The 17,377-nt window shown below is 36.4% G+C and carries 15 protein-coding genes and 3 pseudogenes; 4 read left to right on the top strand and 14 right to left on the bottom strand.

Going from position 1 to position 17,377, the window contains the following annotated elements; all coding sequences use genetic code 11:
- Nucleotide 1: 1 nt before the first annotated feature.
- The 7 genes and pseudogenes from EUBREC_RS14465 to EUBREC_RS14495 form a co-directional block, all read right to left on the bottom strand.
- Entirely contained in the window at nucleotides 2-1,327 is a 1,326-nt protein-coding gene (locus tag EUBREC_RS14465) for a tyrosine-protein kinase family protein (RefSeq protein WP_012743979.1), read from the bottom strand.
- Between the two features lie 13 nt (nucleotides 1,328-1,340).
- Nucleotides 1,341-1,775, bottom strand: a complete 435-nt coding sequence (locus EUBREC_RS14470) for a HEPN domain-containing protein (protein WP_012743980.1) — start codon at nucleotides 1,773-1,775, stop codon at nucleotides 1,341-1,343.
- 96 nt (nucleotides 1,776-1,871) lie between these two features.
- Nucleotides 1,872-2,495 (bottom strand): hypothetical protein, encoded by a 624-nt coding sequence (locus EUBREC_RS14475; RefSeq protein ID WP_012743981.1) that lies wholly within the window; start codon nucleotides 2,493-2,495, stop codon nucleotides 1,872-1,874.
- 7 nt (nucleotides 2,496-2,502) lie between these two features.
- A complete protein-coding gene (locus EUBREC_RS14480; RefSeq protein ID WP_012743982.1) occupies nucleotides 2,503-3,315 on the bottom strand; it encodes an SPFH domain-containing protein in 813 nt (270 codons plus the stop codon).
- Nucleotides 3,316-3,325: 10 nt separating this feature from the next.
- Nucleotides 3,326-4,147, bottom strand: coding sequence for a hypothetical protein (locus EUBREC_RS14485; protein ID WP_012743983.1), 822 nt, complete (start codon nucleotides 4,145-4,147; stop codon nucleotides 3,326-3,328).
- Between the two features lie 63 nt (nucleotides 4,148-4,210).
- A complete protein-coding gene (locus tag EUBREC_RS14490; protein WP_012743984.1) occupies nucleotides 4,211-4,651 on the bottom strand; it encodes a hypothetical protein in 441 nt (146 codons plus the stop codon).
- A 171-nt stretch (nucleotides 4,652-4,822) separates the two neighbouring features.
- Nucleotides 4,823-5,098: pseudogene (locus EUBREC_RS14495) on the bottom strand (transposase domain-containing protein); the annotation flags it as partial.
- 503 nt (nucleotides 5,099-5,601) lie between these two features.
- Between EUBREC_RS14495 and tnpB (EUBREC_RS14500) the strand changes: the two are divergent.
- Nucleotides 5,602-5,961: an IS66 family insertion sequence element accessory protein TnpB gene (tnpB, locus tag EUBREC_RS14500; RefSeq protein WP_012743987.1), complete on the top strand. Its 360-nt coding sequence runs from the start codon at nucleotides 5,602-5,604 to the stop codon at nucleotides 5,959-5,961.
- 87 nt (nucleotides 5,962-6,048) lie between these two features.
- On the opposite strand, the gene EUBREC_RS14505 is transcribed toward tnpB (EUBREC_RS14500), so the two are convergent.
- Nucleotides 6,049-7,230, bottom strand: coding sequence for an IS630 family transposase (locus EUBREC_RS14505; RefSeq protein WP_041254275.1), 1,182 nt, complete (start codon nucleotides 7,228-7,230; stop codon nucleotides 6,049-6,051).
- Between the two features lie 157 nt (nucleotides 7,231-7,387).
- Between EUBREC_RS14505 and tnpA the strand changes: the two genes are divergently transcribed.
- The 3 genes and pseudogenes from tnpA (at nucleotide 7,388) to tnpC (ending at nucleotide 9,796) form a co-directional block, all read left to right on the top strand.
- Nucleotides 7,388-7,765, top strand: a complete 378-nt coding sequence (gene tnpA, locus EUBREC_RS14510) for an IS66 family insertion sequence element accessory protein TnpA (protein WP_012743989.1) — start codon at nucleotides 7,388-7,390, stop codon at nucleotides 7,763-7,765.
- Nucleotides 7,759-8,100: an IS66 family insertion sequence element accessory protein TnpB gene (tnpB, locus tag EUBREC_RS14515; RefSeq protein WP_012743990.1), complete on the top strand. Its 342-nt coding sequence runs from the start codon at nucleotides 7,759-7,761 to the stop codon at nucleotides 8,098-8,100. The genes tnpA and tnpB (EUBREC_RS14515) overlap by 7 nt, the downstream gene beginning before the upstream one ends.
- 85 nt (nucleotides 8,101-8,185) lie before the next feature.
- Nucleotides 8,186-9,796, top strand: a pseudogene (tnpC, locus tag EUBREC_RS14520) (IS66 family transposase).
- A 220-nt stretch (nucleotides 9,797-10,016) separates the two neighbouring features.
- On the opposite strand, the gene EUBREC_RS14525 reads toward tnpC, so the two are convergent.
- The 6 genes and pseudogenes from EUBREC_RS14525 to pseG form a co-directional block, all read right to left on the bottom strand.
- Nucleotides 10,017-11,681 (bottom strand): motility associated factor glycosyltransferase family protein, encoded by a 1,665-nt coding sequence (locus EUBREC_RS14525; RefSeq protein WP_012743993.1) that lies wholly within the window; start codon nucleotides 11,679-11,681, stop codon nucleotides 10,017-10,019.
- A gap of 1 nt (nucleotide 11,682) precedes the next feature.
- Nucleotides 11,683-12,807 carry a UDP-4-amino-4,6-dideoxy-N-acetyl-beta-L-altrosamine transaminase gene (gene pseC, locus EUBREC_RS14530; RefSeq protein WP_012743994.1) on the bottom strand — a complete coding sequence of 375 codons (1,125 nt, stop codon included), beginning with the start codon at nucleotides 12,805-12,807 and terminating at the stop codon, nucleotides 11,683-11,685.
- Between the two features lie 288 nt (nucleotides 12,808-13,095).
- Nucleotides 13,096-13,400, bottom strand: a pseudogene (locus EUBREC_RS18470) (IS4 family transposase); the annotation flags it as partial.
- Nucleotides 13,401-13,985: 585 nt separating this feature from the next.
- Nucleotides 13,986-15,176 carry an ATP-grasp domain-containing protein gene (locus tag EUBREC_RS14540; protein ID WP_012743998.1) on the bottom strand — a complete coding sequence of 397 codons (1,191 nt, stop codon included), beginning with the start codon at nucleotides 15,174-15,176 and terminating at the stop codon, nucleotides 13,986-13,988.
- Between the two features lie 125 nt (nucleotides 15,177-15,301).
- Nucleotides 15,302-16,315, bottom strand: coding sequence for an NAD-dependent epimerase/dehydratase family protein (locus tag EUBREC_RS14545; RefSeq protein WP_109257416.1), 1,014 nt, complete (start codon nucleotides 16,313-16,315; stop codon nucleotides 15,302-15,304).
- Between the two features lie 31 nt (nucleotides 16,316-16,346).
- A complete protein-coding gene (gene pseG, locus EUBREC_RS14550; RefSeq protein WP_012744000.1) occupies nucleotides 16,347-17,363 on the bottom strand; it encodes a UDP-2,4-diacetamido-2,4,6-trideoxy-beta-L-altropyranose hydrolase in 1,017 nt (338 codons plus the stop codon).
- Between the last annotated feature and the right edge of the window lie 14 nt (nucleotides 17,364-17,377).

The following is a 17,377-nucleotide window of genomic DNA, read 5'->3' on the forward strand; positions in this document are numbered from 1 at the left end:
CTCATTCACCAAACCAACTCTGTATTCTCTTAGTTATGTCTTTATATGCACTTCCTGTCAACAAATCTCTATATGCCTGTACCCTTATTTCACTATCATTATATCCATCTGAAAACAATTCAAATCCCTGCATCAATTCAGAATCATATGGAATATATTCAGGTTGATGTTCTACACCTTCGGCATCTATTCCCGGCATTACCTGATCTTCATTATAATAATTTTCCATACATACCGTATATGCCATATTAAGGAATTTTTTTCTCTGCTCAATTGCCCTTTCCGCTGTTGCTCTTTCACACATAGAATCCACAATCATAATTGAAAACTCTTCTGTATTTCCCTTTGCAATTGTTCTTATTACCTGTGTCATTCCATCCCATGATTGTTTGCTTCCATTACCAATCAGAACAGCCCCATGTGGAATCTGTGCTACTGCAATTCCACCCATGTCATGAAAACCAGCACGTGCATCAATCAAAATATAATCTGGATGATATGTATTATCCAATTTTTCCAACAAATTTTTTATTGAGCTTTTTAAGTTATTTTCCCTGTTATCCTGATAATCTATCCTCGCTAATTTCTGTAAGTATGTTTCGTCTACTTTACCGGCTGGCATTAAATATAAATTACCATCGTTCTCTTTGAGTAAAGCTGGATCCGTAACCTCCAATACATAATCATGGATATCACATTGCTCATTTAATGGTCTCTCTATCAGATAGTCCAATAGTCCTTTTTCAACTACAATATCATCGAAAAATAAAGTCGATAGACCTGGAGCTTCTATATCCATATCTATCATCATAACATTCTTATTTTGTTCTATCAAATTCAATGCTATTCCAGCTAAAGCGGTTGTCCTTCCCATTCCTCCTTTAAATGAATAAAAAGTAACCACTTTAGCTTTATTTGAACATTCAGCCTCCTGATATTGCCATACCGGTTCTACATCTTGTGTTGCATTTACCCATGCTTTTTTTGCGATGGGTCTTTCACATATATAAAAGTCAACGCCATCTTCCGTTTTCCATTCTTCCCTGCTTTCCTCAATAATTGATTTTATGATTTCTATTCGTAGTTTATCTTTTTTGTCACATTTTTCCCAAAATATCTTTCCTGTGAAAAAACCGTTCAGATCGTTTTGTAATATTTCCTCAAGATTACTAATATCACTTTCCGTTGCTTTCTGCTCACTTTTAAGAAATAAAGACACTTTACCCTGTACATCTCTTATAATTGTTGTCTCTGTTATGATTTGCTTTTCTTCCCATTTTAATACGGATTTCACCGCACTTTCCAACGTATTATTAAAGTCTACCATCTTCCAATCTCTCCTACGTGTTTTTTATGTATCCATCAACATATAATCTTAGCATTTCTCTTACATATGCCATAGCATTTTCTCTGCATTTAACAACATCATCTCCATTATAATGCCCATCCTCATAATATCGCCTTTTAGGGTGATCCGAAAAAAGAATATCCTCTAACCGAATACCTGATAAACGTAATCCCAAAGAAGGATCCAAAATTGATGCAATTTTTATATCATTTTCACTGAAACTCAAAATATCATTTAACAACAGATCTATATTATGTCCATATTTAATCACAACATCTCTGGAAATCCCCTCTTGAAGAATTGCTTTAAGTGAACACTCTGCTGCAAATCCATGTAAACACACTGCATTATCATATTCATCTGCTTTTTCTAAAATATAGGCATCCTGCCAATTCCTAATCGCTGCGTCAAAAAAATTTTCCTGCATTTTTTCCTCGCTTTACCATATTAAATATAATACTCACTTACTTTTAATATATATGACATAGTATCATAAATCCATTTTAAAGAAAACTTTATTTTCCTAGTGTATCATCATTTTCTTTCTCAATTCTAATTTTATTTTAATTTTTTCTATTAGACTATCAATCTTTTCAATATCATCATCTGCAAGAACGTTATTAGATTTATCTATAACCACTTCCAGATTATCTAACAAGTAACTTATCTCATTTTCACAATCTGTTAATTTATCATCACCATATCCAAAATCTTTTTCAACAGAAAGTTGTTCCTCAATCATTTTTATTCTATATAATAATTCTCTCCATTTTTTGCTACTACTATTATTGGATTTTTTTGTTTTAGATTTTTCATAAATATAAAAAATCTTCAAATATGGAGCTTCATTTTTCAATATGGCTTTTTTATTTATCTTTGATTTATTATTCTGTAGCTCATGCTCAATAATTGTAACCAAAATCGCCATTGTAAAAATCCAAACATACCAAAATAATCGCTCTCCTCTATCAAATATTCCAACAGAAAATTCTTTTCCATATGGAATACTAAAAATTTTTCTAATCCACTCCACAAATAATAGGCTGCTATTAAAATTCATCTTGTAATATCCAATAATTCCAATTACAAAATCAATAGTTAGCAATATGCTAAATATAATTGTCTTTTTACTATTCTCTTTTTTCATTTATTTCCTATAACCTATTGCCACAGTAACCACAAAAATTCAAATTATTACTGTTTTCTTTTCCACATATTGGACATTTTTTTAATATAAAATCACTTGTATTGTTTTGAAACAGTTTTTCCTCTTTAAACTGTTTGAGCTTCTGATATTCATTTGGGTGAGGTCCAATTGCTTCACAATAAAAGTTTAATAATTCTATCCCAAATCTCTCAAACTCCATCTCTATCTGTGTCTTAAATACCTCTGACAACTCATATAAGTATTGAGAAATTTCTAAAAATGATATTCTGTTAGAAATCATGAAATTTGAAATAACTGACTTAACCTTTGTATTAATCATAGTATTAAAATATCTTGAAATTAACAAAAAATCTTTTTGTGTTCCCAATGGTATTGCTCCGATAATCCTTGAAACAAATAATTTTGAATCTTTTATTATTATTCCATATTGACCACGCGCCATTATATTCAAAATTAAACCATATTTTGAATCTTCTATTGGAATTTGTGTAGAAGTTCCCCATTTCATATTAAGATTCACAGTTTTATTTATAAAATAAACCTCTGCCGTAAACGGAGTCTTTCCCCCAAATAATATTTTCACAAAATTATTGAGCAATGGTAAATTTGCAGTAGATAACGTATGCGTCCCCGCCCCAAATAAATCCAATGCTTGACCGCCTCTAAAAAATAAAGCTTCCTGACCTTGGTTAACTATAAGTTGTGATCCTAACACAAATTCATCTGATGGATATTTGTATATCAACCATTGCTTATTATTGTCATTTCCATCATACTTAATAATATCAACTATCTGCACTGTCTCACCTTTATCCTAAATTCTTTTTTAATTCTCCTATAAACACTGCATATGAACCTTGTTTTTCCATCTCATCAAAGTAGCTTAGCATTTCAGCTTCAGCGTTCTCATTTTTTGCAAGTTTGTAAGCTTTTCTAAATATTTCTAAAACTTCTAATGCATATTGTGGCAAATGCTTTCCTGTAAAAAAATTTCCCTCTAATTCGCACCACTTAACTCTAATTATTCTAAATTTTCCCATAACATAATATGCACGCCAATCATTGGGACTAAGGTCAACTGCCAAACGTGTAATCTCTGAATCATCACATCCTATAACCCCCAATACCAACTTAAAAATTTCATATCTATCTCTTTTTGATGCCATATTATATGCACGTACAAAAACTGCGCGTAATTTTTGCTCTGGTATATACTGTAACATACTCACATACGTTTCCAATTGCTGTTGTTCTGTTTCTGCAACATTATATGTATTTGCATAAGCATTAACCACCGAGGTTATCGTTCCTTTTCTTCCCCCTGTTTCTGCATACCCTAGCCATGCACTCCAACAATCAGGGTCAATGTCTATTGCCTTTCTAAATTTTTTATTTGCATCAATATTATTGCCTAAATCCAAAAGTTTATAACCATCTAGTAGTAATTCCTCAACATCTTTTCCTTCATATCCATAAACATATTTTGTTATATTTTGTACAATCTCCTGAGTAACTTTATCCTCTTTTACAATAAACTGCGAAAAGCAATTTTCACATGTTCCTATTTCATGAGAATCATCTAATACAATATTTCCTCCACAATGTTCACATGTTAAATTAATTATTGCCATATATATTTCTCCCTATATAAAAAGGACGAGTAAATAATTCTCATCCTTTTAATATTCCTTGTATTATTGCTGTCTATAACCTCTGTTTATAGCTTTTAAACCCAATTCGGAAAATGCACATTCTACCGAATCAACTGCAGCTGCAAAAACAGCATCTCGCTGTTGTCTCTTAAAAATATCATTAATTGGTTCATTAGCCAATGATGCTCCGTTAATACTTGAAAATGGAATTAACAAATATATCTGCACATATAAATAAGTTCCTACCGTAGTATTAGCTATAACAATTCTAGTATTACCGCCACAATCAATAACAACACATTGCTCTTTTGTTCCAAAAATCACGCCCCCTGATTTAACATTAGCAAGCTTCGTTTTTAACGGATACTTCTTTTTTTCCAATTCATTCAATATTGCCTGTTCCAATTGATCTCTCATGCCACCAGAACCATCAAAAAGATAACTTTTACTATCTACCGCTCTTTCCTGTGCTAATAATCCCATACAACTACCTCTCTATATTTTATTTAACAATTACATGTATATAATACTATATTCATCAATATTTTACAACCTATAAGTTGTTCTATTCTATTGCCTTTTATGCGTTTACATAGTAAACGCTCCATAGTGGGTACAACCACATAAGCAACCGCTCCGAAGAGCGGCATATCATTAAAGTTGCTTTCTGCATTCCACCGGCAGCGTATCTGACCAGGGAAGCAGATCTTCACAGAAATCCACACCATGTTCATCCATGTGCCTAGGGATTTCTTCCAGAAGATATTTGAAATAATTATAAGGCTTGAGGTTATTCGCCTTAGCAGTTTCAGCAATGCTGTAAATCATCGCACTTGCTTCGGCTCCTGCAACGGTATCAATCATGACCCAGTTTTTCTTTCCAACACAGAAAGGACGAATGGACTGTTCTGCGGCGTTGTTATCCATTGGGTAAATCCTCAATAATCAGTACCTGTTCATCTTACCACATTTCTGAGATAATCGCTCTAACAATATTTCCAACTCGACTTCGTGCAATTCGCTCGATTCGTGTTACTTTATTCAGGAGGATCATCTCATGAATGCAAGACAAAAACTTCATCAGGTCCATCTTCAGGAATGGGCCATCCTATTTGCAGATCAGAAAGCCAGCGGGCTTACTGTCCGACAATGATGTGAACAGAATCATCTTTCATTCCACACCTATAACTACTGGAAGCATCTTCTCAAAGAAGAAGTTGTTGACCAGGCCCTGCCAGATATTGTTCCACTCTCACTTCCTGTTTGCTCAGACTCCGGCTCTTCGTTAGAAACAACAGCACCTGCATTTCCTTCCATTCGTGCAAATCGCTCAAATAACTCTAATGTAAAAATGTTGATAAATGGTGTTTCTATCGAAATAGATACAGCGGTTTCCGAAGAGTTCCTCGGTAAACTTATCAAGGCGGTGTGCCATGCTTAAAGATGCTAATCATAGTTACTTTGCCGGTGTCTACATCGTCTGCGGTTACACAGACTTGCGCTTCGGGATTGATTCGCTGGCTGCCATCATCGAACGCAGATTTCATATGAATCTGTTTGTGCCTAATACCCGGTTTCTTTTCTGTGGCAGGTCTTCCACCAAGATCAAGGGATTACTCTGGGAAGGTGATGGTTTTCTGCTCCTTTACAAGCGCGTGGAATCTGGTCATTTCACATGGCCACGTTCCTCCAACGATCTCAGGTCTTTATCCGCAGAGCAGTTCCACTGGCTGATGCAGGGATTTGCCATTGAACCTGTCATCCATGATATAACACCTGACACTTCTACCTGATTCTGATATTTTTGTGCAAAACAGAGAACTTTATTTCCCGTTCTCAGCCATGTTTTTCATGTGCTGTGCACAGCTTCCAGACACTTTTTAATGAGCACTAAAAGGCATCCAAAGCTCTGTACAGCACTTTTTCTTTTCTATTTCATCCATTTTATATTTCCAATGGTAAACTACTGGCTCGCGGTTAACTTCTTCAAAATACTGGTAAATTCGTTCTTCCAATTCCTGTTTGGTTTTGACACGAATTCCACGCAGCATTTGTTTCGTCATCTTGCTAAAGAAACTTTCAATCATGTTTAACCAAGAACCATGCTTTGGTGTGAATACAAATTTAAACCGACCTTTTGGCATCGTATCCAAAAATCGCTGTGTTTCTTTGGATGTATGTGCTGAGTGGTTATCAAGAATGATTCTGATGGTATCCTGCAATGGATATTTTTTGTCCCGTATTTTTAAAAATTCAATAAAGTCAGAACTCTTGTGTGTTTCACTTACCAATGGGATGGCTTCTCCTGTAAGAAGATCGATACCAGCTAATAAAGAAAGTGTTCCCAGACGTTTGTATTCCGCATCACGATATACCTCGCCATTTTCTGTTGTCGGGCGTAAATCCGGTGCTGTATTGGAAATTGCCTGTATGCCTGGTTTTTCATCATATGATACCGTGATTGTCAGTTTATAATCATCTGGAACAATGAGTGTACCATTTTCATCAAACTGCATTTCAATCTGTTTGTAAACCAAGAGAACTTCGTGCATTTTTGATTCAAAATCTTGATCTCGCTTCTCACAATAATACCTGATTTTGAATGGTTTGATATCCTGTTCCTTGAGGAATTTCTGAATATAAGGTTTAGTAATGGTTGTAAGTCTTGGATATCCTGCTTCTTCTGCGTGTTTCTGAATATGCTTATGAAGAGCATTTAAAGTCCAAAGTTCCTGTGCATAGCCAAGTTCTACTGGTCTCTGACAAGCAAGATTGATGATCCATGCTTTTGCATCATCTGTAATTTCAGATGGGCGTCCGGGGCGCTGAGTATCAAAAAGAGCTTTTTCAATACCGCCCTCGTAATATTTAGAAACACAAAGCCGTACGGTTGCTGAACTAATGGCAAGTTTTTCAGCGATAGCGTTGAAAGTCATGCCATCAGATTTATATAATAAAATTTTGGCACGATCTACAATTTGTGCCTGAATTGTTCTTTTTTTTGATAATGTTTTAAGGTAATCTTTGTCTTCCTCTGACAGAGTAAGATATGTTCTTCTCATAGCGTTCATCCCTTTCTTAGTAAGCGCAAAATAATTCGACGGATTGCAACAAGTTAATTATCAACTCATAATAAGTATCAGGAAATGCTAGTATTTTACTATACTTATGTTTGCTAGATGCTGGCATTTTACTCTGATTATTATGAGGTGACAAACTATGAGAGCACCAAGAGTACCAGTCGAAGAACAATACCGCCTGATCATGGAATGCCGCAAAAGTGGACTGTCTGATCATCAGTGGTGTTTAAACAATGACATTAATCCAGGCACCTTTTACTACTGGGTTAAGCGTCTCCGCAAGAATGGCTGCGGAGATATTCCTGAGAAAAATCAGCTGTCAACTTATGAACAGTCTCATCAGGAAGTTGTAAAAATTGAGATGAATTCCATTTCGGTTCCCACTGACATGAATAAAAATACTGATACAGCCGCAATGGAGTTAATGATTGGAAACATGAATCTGCGCATTTCAAACGAAACGGCTCCACTGCTTCTTGCTAAAACAATCCAGATACTTGCGGAGCTTTCATGCTAGGCGATATAACAGCTGCCGGCGAGCTTTATATTGTGACTGGGTATACCGATATGAGAAAGTCGATCGACGGACTGTGTGCAATCGTTGAAGACCAGCTTCACATGGATCCAAGACGCAGTGCTCTTTACCTGTTCTGTGGAAAACGCTGTGACAGGGTAAAGGCACTTCTATGGGAAAACGATGGCTTTGTACTCCTGTATAAACGAATGGAAGTAAAAGGCAGGTTCCGCTGGCCACGTTCAAGTCAGGAAGTGCGTCAGCTTACATGGCAGCAATTCGATTGGCTTATGTCAGGTCTTGAAATCGAACAGCCCAAAGCATTTAAAACGCCGTGAAGCCTTGAAAATACTGGCATTTCTGCTTCTCCTTTAATGCTCTTTGTGGTATAATAAGAGTATTGAAAAAGGAGCAGAAAATCACATGGTAGTAAGTGCAAAAGACTCAAAACTTCTTGAGCAGAAGGATCTTATCAGCCAACTGAATACAACCATTGCAGCCCAGACGGAACTGATTCAGTCATTAAAGAAGGATCATGAAGCTGACCGTGAGCAGATACAGAATCTTCTGGCACAGGTTGATTATCTTACAAAGAAACTGTTCGGCACATCAAGTGAAAAGATGAAAGATGTGGAAGGCCAGTTAAATCTGTTTGATGAAACTGAGCAGGAAGCTGATATTGATCTTAAGGCACCTGTTATTAAGGTTCCTGAGCATACACGCAAGAAAAAACGTACTCTTGAGGAACTTTTTAAAGGAGTTCCATCTCGTGATGAGATTATTTCACTTCCTGAAGATGAGAGAGTCTGTGATGAGTGTGGTGCTGCCCTTGAACCTATAGGCAAAGAGTTTGTACGGCATGAATTCCGTTTTACCCCTGCAAAAGGTGAAGTTGTAAACATTTACCGTGAGACATACAAATGTCCGGCATGCTCTACAGCAGATGCAATGGAAGAAAATATAAAGTTTGTAAAGGCTGCTGTCCCGGAGGCGCTTATTCCAAACAGCTATGCTTCGGGATCAGCTGTTGCCTGGGTAATGTATCAGAAGTTCGCAAATGCAATGCCACTGTACCGTCAGTAACAGGACTGGCATCAGCTTGGAGTGGATTTTACCAGGGCAACACTTGCCAACTGGATCATATATTGTGCGGATAATTATTTCAAACCGATATATGATTATCTTCACAGGCAGCTGCTTCTCAGGAAATATCTGATGGCAGATGAGACACGAATACAGGTACTGAAGGAGCCTGAAAGAAATCCCGAAACTGATTCTTTCATGTGGCTGTTCCGCTCTGGTGAAGATGGACTGCCACCTATCGTCCTTTACCATTACACTGAAACAAGGGCAAGATACAATGCAGTTGATTTCCTTGATGGTTTTTCGGACGGATACCTGGAAACGGATGGTTATCAGGGCTATAATAATCTCCCTGGTATCAGGCGCTGCTCCTGCTGGGCGCATACAAGAAGATACTTCATTGATGCGGTTCCAAAAGGAAAGCAGTATGATTACAGCAATCCGGCAGTACAGGGAGTCCAGTTCTGTTCAAAGCTTTTTGAGTATGAGCGCAGATCACAGAACAAGAATCACACATTTGAGCAGAGAAAAGCCTATCGTCTTGAAAAAGAAAAACCGATACTCGACGCGTTCTGGAGCTGGCTTGACGAGCAGAAGCCACGTAAGGGAAGCCGTTTCGAGACAGCGGTGAAGTATGCCCAAAACCGGAAATATACGTTGATGACATATCTTGAGGATGGACACTGCAGTTTTTCCAATAATCTAAGTGAAAATGCCATACGTCCATTTACAGTTGGAAGGAAAAACTGGCTGTTTAGCGCAACTCCAAAAGGTGCCACTGCCAGTGCACTGGTCTACACAATGGTCGAGATGGCAAAGGCCAATGAGCTTAACATTTATAAATACCTGACATATCTTTTGGAGCATCGTCCAAGTGAAGACATTTCAGATGAACAGCTTGAGACTTTGACTCCGTGGAGCGAAGAAGTTCAAAATGTTTGCAAAAATTAAAATGTAGTAAAACGCTTGCATCTAGCAAAGATGATGCAAGCGTTAATTAAAATCTAGCGTTGGAATATTGAGCGCTTACGCAAGAATAATTAGTGTTCGCTGATAGCTTGCCAGTTTTATGCGTGTTATTTTATGGATGAGCTGCACACAATATGTTTCTTATTATCTCCTTTTCAGACATATTGAGCAATATTCTCCCGGATACATCCGGCCTTTTTCATCACAATCTCAAGCTCATAAAGTCCTTCACCAAAACAGTTCCCTTAATCTCAGCTCCATCTCCTGTATTATAAACTTCTGTATCCCTAACTCCTTCAAGCCTTCGCTCTATCCATTTCCTGTAAATGTCCAAATTTTTGCTAGTATACACCATCCCACCTGTATTGCTTCTAATATGACGCAATCCATCTGTATTCTCTATCCTGCGTCCCTCGCCCGAAGCATGAGAATAACCGCCAGTATAGGCTAAATCAACACCCACAAAAATAATTTTTCTTGCTCCAAAACGCAGAGCAATGTCCAATGCCGTTGTGGTCACGGAACCACCTGTCTCAAAAAGTGTTGCACCAATCTCTTCTGCTTTTATCTCTGCGTGAACATATCCACTTTGATATGCCACATAGATTGGACCATTATAATAATCAATTACTGATGATGAAGCCGTTGAAAGGAGAATCATAGGAATATTCTTCAGGTTCACTCCATCAATTTGTTTATACATAAGCGGCTGTGGATCTGTTATGATAACTGCATCCGGAATAATTCCTTCATTGACAAGCTTTCTTGTGATATGACCTGTAGCAAATACGGTTATTTTATCTCTACATTTTTTTATTGAAGTCAACTGTGAATCAACCGATGGACCTGCTCCCACTATCACCACTGCTTTATCTTTGAATATATCTTTCAATTCACCACACTCCGGTAAATTCAATTTGGAAATCACCTCAAAGTTAGAATCAAGCAAACCACCTTGTTCTCTCATGCTGCTCGTTGTAACAAAGAAATCTTCAAGCAACTGTCTGGTTTGTGCGTCTTCTATCATTTTGATGGCAGGATAATGTACTAATAACTCTGCATTTTTCATTTCTGCAAACCGCCCGCTAAGCTCGCTGACAAGCTGCTTCAGGTCATCGTTATAAACCACTCGCATCCTGCCGTTTGCAATATACGTTGTCCAGTCAATATATGTAAATGCCATATGAAGCAAATAGATATTGCTCTCAAATACATGCACCCTTGCCGACTGATGTCTGTTCAAAAGCTCCAGCACATGGTATCCAAGCTCCATTCCAAAAACCATATACTCCTCTGCCTGCTTTAAACTATCTGCCAAAAGCCTTGCTTCCCTCTCAGGATTAACAGAGCTGTGGAGATAAAACGACTGTCCATTTGCAAAAGCCTGAGCGGTAGGCTGTCCATTAATTGCCAGACTTAATGTAAGCTTATCAGACAACAAGGAGTTCTTTCCCTCATCCTCGTTTTCTTTATCCAACACCCTATATAAAGAAAAATCATATTGTTTTAAAGCTATCATATTTCTCTCAAAAAAATCAGGAACCTGAACCAAGTCACGTTCCTGAAAAGCAATCTGAATCTTCTGCAATAAAGGCAGCAAATCACCTTCTATAATATCCGCCTGTAAAAAATAATCACAATTGTCCTGTGCGTCAAGTAATGCCGGCAAAATAAGCTGCAGCTCATCTGCCAGCTCCTTAAAATCTTCCTGTGAAAATATATATCCGGCAACAGTATCTAAATTCCCAAGCAGTTTTATCAGCTTGCTTGTTGCAATGTAGAAATTCTGTTTTCTAAAGCTCTCGACTATCTCATAAGAAAGCTTAATACTCTGCTGATTATTATAGAATAACTTTATATCCATCATTCTATTCCTCGCACAAACTCTTCAAGGTATCAATAACATAATCCTGCTGCTCAGATGTCAATCCCGGATACAAAGGCAGACTAATAATATGAGAATAAATCTCCTCCGCATTAGCACAATGCACATTCTCATATCCATGCTCCTGATAATACGGATGCATATAAACAGGAATATAATGTACATTCACTCCGATTCCCTTTTCACGCATTTTCTCAAAAACCTGTCTTCTATCACAATTTTTCACCTGAACTATGTACAGATGCCAACCACTTTCCGTATCCGAAAGCTGATAAGGTGTGATAATATTGTCACAATCCGCAAAGGCCTCATTATAATGTGCAACAATTTCCTTTCGGCGTGCTAAAAATCTGTCCAGCTTCTTCATCTGACTACAGCCTAAGGCACACTGGATATCAGTTATCCTGTAATTGTAGCCCAAATCAAACTGCTGATAAAACCACGGTCCATCATTCCTTGTCATCATAGAATCATCTCTTGTAATGCCATGACTGCGGAAAAGAATCATCTTTTTATAAAAGTCCTCATTGTCAGTGACTATCATACCACCCTCGCCTGTGGTAATCGGCTTCACCGGATGGAAGCTGAATGTAGTCATATCAGACATACTACCTACCTTCTTGCCCTTGTAAACAGAGCCAAGTGCATGCGCTCCGTCCTCGATTACAATAAGTCCATGCTCACGCGCAATGCTGTGTATAGCATCCATATCACAAGGCTGACCAGCTAAATGAACAGCTATGATTGCCTTTGTCCTGTCAGTAATCTTTCTTTGAATATCCTCTGGGTCTATATTGTAAGTCTTCGGATCAACATCAGCAAATACAGGTGTACCGCCACAATACAGTACACAGTTTGCAGATGCTGCAAACGTAAGCGGTGTGGTAATAACCTCATCTCCCGGTCCAATCCCTGCCGCAAAGCAAGCTGCATGAAGAGCAGATGTGCCGTTTGAAATGGCAACTGCATATTTAGCTCCAACATAATCAGCCACAGTCTGCTCAAATTCTGCAATCTTTGGTCCTGTTGTAAGGGAATCTGATTGGAGGACATCTACAACTGCCTGAATGTCATCTTGATCTATTGTTTGTTTTCCGTATGGTATCATATATCTACACTCCCTATAAAAAATAAGCTAAAGATATTATAGCCTATCCCTGGCTTATTGAAAAGATTCTTATAATATTTATTTCTCCAATATGATGCAACTAATTCGGATTATTAACTCAAACTTCGCACATAAATTTTAGCTATGCACCTTGAAAATTCAATATCTGGCAGTTATTCAGTTGTCAATGTTCATACTTTATGTAGCTTGCAGTCGTATTTTCAACATAACTGGAAGTGTATTCATAAATGCACTCTCCAATTTGTTGATTTTTTCGTCTGAAAGTTCAATGTTATCTGAAAGTATTGTTGTGAAACGGATCCAGTTGATCTGAATCATCTTCATAAAACGATACACCATATCCTTTGCAAAAGCAAGAGTGTTCCGTTCTGTGATCAGATTCATATACATGCTTCTGTTAGAAAAGATCAGAAGGAACAGATACTGGAAGATTTCCATTATAGGAACGCCTTTCTTTTTGTAGGCATATGAGGCTTTCAAAGCTGAGGAAACATGGAATCTCGTGAAATTTTTTTGATAGAATTTGAAATCTGCTTATCATTTTGAGTCGCTTGTGTTATACTTTTATTCATAGCATGAGCCTTTGGAAGTATGATTGTTTCTGAACAACTCAATTATACCAAAACCTGATGGTTTCATGCTATTTTTTTGCCAGTTATTATTGAATTTTCAAAGTGCGTAGGCACTTATTCAAGTGCGAGGTTTGAATTATTAATCTATAATTCCCGACATACTTTCCGAACCGCGCCATTATTTTCTGACTACAAACTTGCCTTAAGCCTTTGATTTTGCTATATTTATAGCCTGATTTTATTACTTTTTAAAATTAAATGTTAGATATGGTAGAAGCTATTTCTAGCCACAAAAGGCATTTAAATGTATATAGCATATGATGTAAGAAATAGTGTAGAATATGCCAAACTTGTCAAATCAAAACGCAACGGAAAACGCATTGAAAAGAAATATACAAACCTTGGTAGAGACCTTGATAAAGAGCTTACTTATATCAATGACTCATTTCGTGTATAACAGGTAAGGACGAGTTCTGCACGTTTGAAACTGGAAAGATTTAATGAAACTCTATTCCTTAAAAAACAACTTAACTTCACAGATTAAGGATAAAATTAAATTTATATCGTGCTAGACGAATCCAGTAACTATTCTACAATAATCTCAATTTCACTAATTGCTTTATTTGCAACTTTTTCAACTTCATCTGCTGTGTCTCCAACTATAATTATATGTCCCAATCTGTCATTACTACTATGAGCCTTACAAACCCTTTCACCAATATTTTTATAAATTTCTATCTCTACAACACCATCTATGTCCTTTACTTTTTCTATTCCATTTATTTGCTTTAATATTCCGTCTTTCCCTTGAATAAAACGAATAGCTGAACTTTTTTGGAACTTTTTCTCTAGAGGTACTCTTTCTCCTAATAAAGAAGCAAAATAACATTCAATCATATCCACCCCAGTAGATAATGGCACAAGCTTAGATGTTATAAAATCACCGCCAAGTCGTGCAGCAATTTCCACAAGCTTCGCTCCGTTAGGCGTAACTTTGATTTCCGTGTGAGTGGGACCATTTAACATGCCTATAGCATTAATAGCAGCGGTCGCTACTTTCTTAATATCCTCTTGTGCAACTTGTGGCAATTTGCATGGTTCTGTGTGCCCTAATTCAACAAAATAAGGTACATCCGTAACCATTTTATCCGTAATTGTTATGATATGAGGAACTCCATCTATCGAATATGACTCGACGCTGACCTCTGGACCAGTCATAAATTCCTCAACAAGTATCGAACCACTACGTGAATAATGCTCACAATATAGATATAATTCCTCATAATCAGGTTTATCATTTTTATTAACTAAAATCACTCCCCTACTTGCTGCATTGTCCGCTGGCTTCAATATAAACATATCCTCCATTTTCGGTATGACATTCAAAAATTCTTCATAGCTACGAATCTCATAAAAAGAAGGAATGGGAACGCCTTTCTCTTTCATCAGTTTGCGCATTGCAACTTTGTTTGTTGCGCAAATAGCGCCATCATACGAAATATCTGTCGCTTTTCCAAGCTTTTCATTAACCCAAACTACTGTTCTAACAGGCATATCGCTTGTTGATGTAATAATGTAATCTGGCTCATATTCTAGAGCAGCTTTGTATACTGCCTCTTTATCTATTGTACTTATTTCTAAAAATTTATCTGCAAGGGAAATGCCAACCGCATTTGAATCATAGTCCAAAGCGTAGACATACATTCCCTTTTCTTTCGCTTTTTTTATTGCCGGAACTTGTAGCCTACTAGCTCCAAGAATAAATATTGACTTCATACGCTATATCTCCTTATATATTTCGCAGCTTTATCTTTATTTTTCAACTCAGATTATTCGCCGCAAGAAAACCTCCAGAAATAGGAATTTCCCCTCTAACATCTTATATGAAGTATTAAAGATTATTAATAAACATTAAAAAGTCTAGTGTAAAGCCCCCTTTCAAGTTCACATTTATAATCTTCCATCATATCTACAATGTTTGAATAATGCGGTTCGAACCCAATATCCTTCTTGAGTTTAGTTATATCCATTAAAGGAAAACTTCCATTATTAGGAATATCTGGACGCTGTATAACAGTTGAAATGTTATTGTCGTTTGAAAAGACCTCAATAATTGCTTTTACTATATCTATCAAACGGAAATTCTGTTCATATCCTATATTATAAAAGCCTTTAGATGTTGGAATCTTTAATGCGTTTAAAACACCGATATTTAAATCTTTTACATAAAGTAAATCTTTTGTAGTATCCGTGCTTCCATATACCTCTATTGGTTCACCTGCTGCCGCTTTATCTATAAAAATTTGTATGCCAGATTTTCTATAAATTCCATCCTTATAAAAACTCCCATGTGGTCCAACCCCAAAAATTGTTGGTATTCTAAAGTATATATTGTTCATCTCATATTTTTCATTGTAGTATCTCATGACATCCCATTTTGCGTTATTTGACATCACAAATGCAGCATGATCATCGGTTAACGAATAATTTAGCGGTGTTTCCTCTGTAATTACCGTATTAGAATCATAGAGTCTGCAGTCGAAACGCGTACCGAATGAAATCAATTTATTTATGCCTCGAGTCCTACAATATTCTAGTGCATTTAATGTCCCCAGTACATTAACTTTATAGTATTCTGCTGTATCATCCGAATCATCATCTTTAGGAATGTTTGAAGGCATCATTGTAGCGAATAAAACGGCAGCATCAAAATCATACTGATCTAAAACCTTAAAAGAATCATAATCACATACATCAATATTATAATAAGGCACACCGATACTTTCATAATAATCCCTAAATCGAGGATTTCTCCCCGTTCCGACTACTCCCCCCACAAAATCAGGTGTATTAATCAATTGTTCAACTTGATAAGCACCAATGAAACTTGATGCCCCTATAATTAAAATATTCATTAGCTTCTTCTCCTTTATAAGAATAAGTTTTCTAAAATAATTCATCAATAATCTTTTGGCATCCGTTGCCATCAATTAAGTTGTGTGCATTTTGCGCAAGTCTTATCCGATTATCATAATTTTCAATATAATATAAAGCCTTATCTATAATAGCTTTGACGCATTTATTTACATCTGTATATGAAGTACCACAATAATCAATAACCCTAAGTGCATCAAGACCTTCTGCGCTTTTAACCTGTTCTTCTACCATAGCAAAAGATATTGTAGGTATAGCCATTGCGGATAATTCATAAATTGTCGTACCATTAGCCGATATGGCTAGGTCACAATTTCTCATGATTGTTGACATCGACGATACATTTTCATATAGTTTAACATTAGAATTATCATCATACTTTACATGAAGAAGTTCTTTGTTATTAAACATCCTGCCTATAATAACATTCGCAATTATATTTTTTTCTTTCAAAAGATATCTTAATCTATCTAGTAATAATCCAACCATTCCATCATTATCTGTATTTCCAGTAGTTATAAGTATATTTCTTACTTGCTCTCTATAATGAGGTTCTTGATTTTGAAATTCATCCCTCAACGGTGCATAAGATATGCCGAGTAAAAGTTTTGTTCCATTAAAATAGTTATTTTTGTAATAATTGTAGTCAATGTAAGAACTATAATTTATCAAAAAATCCAAATTGCCTAAATATTCGGATTTACTCCCAAGATAGCCGACTTTCGCATAGGCTTTTAAACCTTCAACATATTCCTTAGTAATACAATACGTATCTATAAGAAGATAAGGGTCATTTTCCTGTGAAAGAACTTTTATTGTCTGCTCCAAATCAGACATAAGATCTTGCCAGTCTGAATTCAAAATAACATATGATACTCTATTTTGTTTTAATACTTCTACAGGATTATCATCGGCAATAAGGAAAGTTACATCTTTGCCATTTATAATCAATGCTTTGGCTATGGCTAGACATCGCATAATATGTCCACCAGATATGGTTTGATTACTGTCAACTCTTATAAAAAACATATCCTATTCCTTCA

The sequence above is a fragment of the Agathobacter rectalis ATCC 33656 genome, from assembly GCF_000020605.1.
GTDB classification, from domain to species: Bacteria; Bacillota; Clostridia; order Lachnospirales; family Lachnospiraceae; genus Roseburia; species Roseburia rectalis.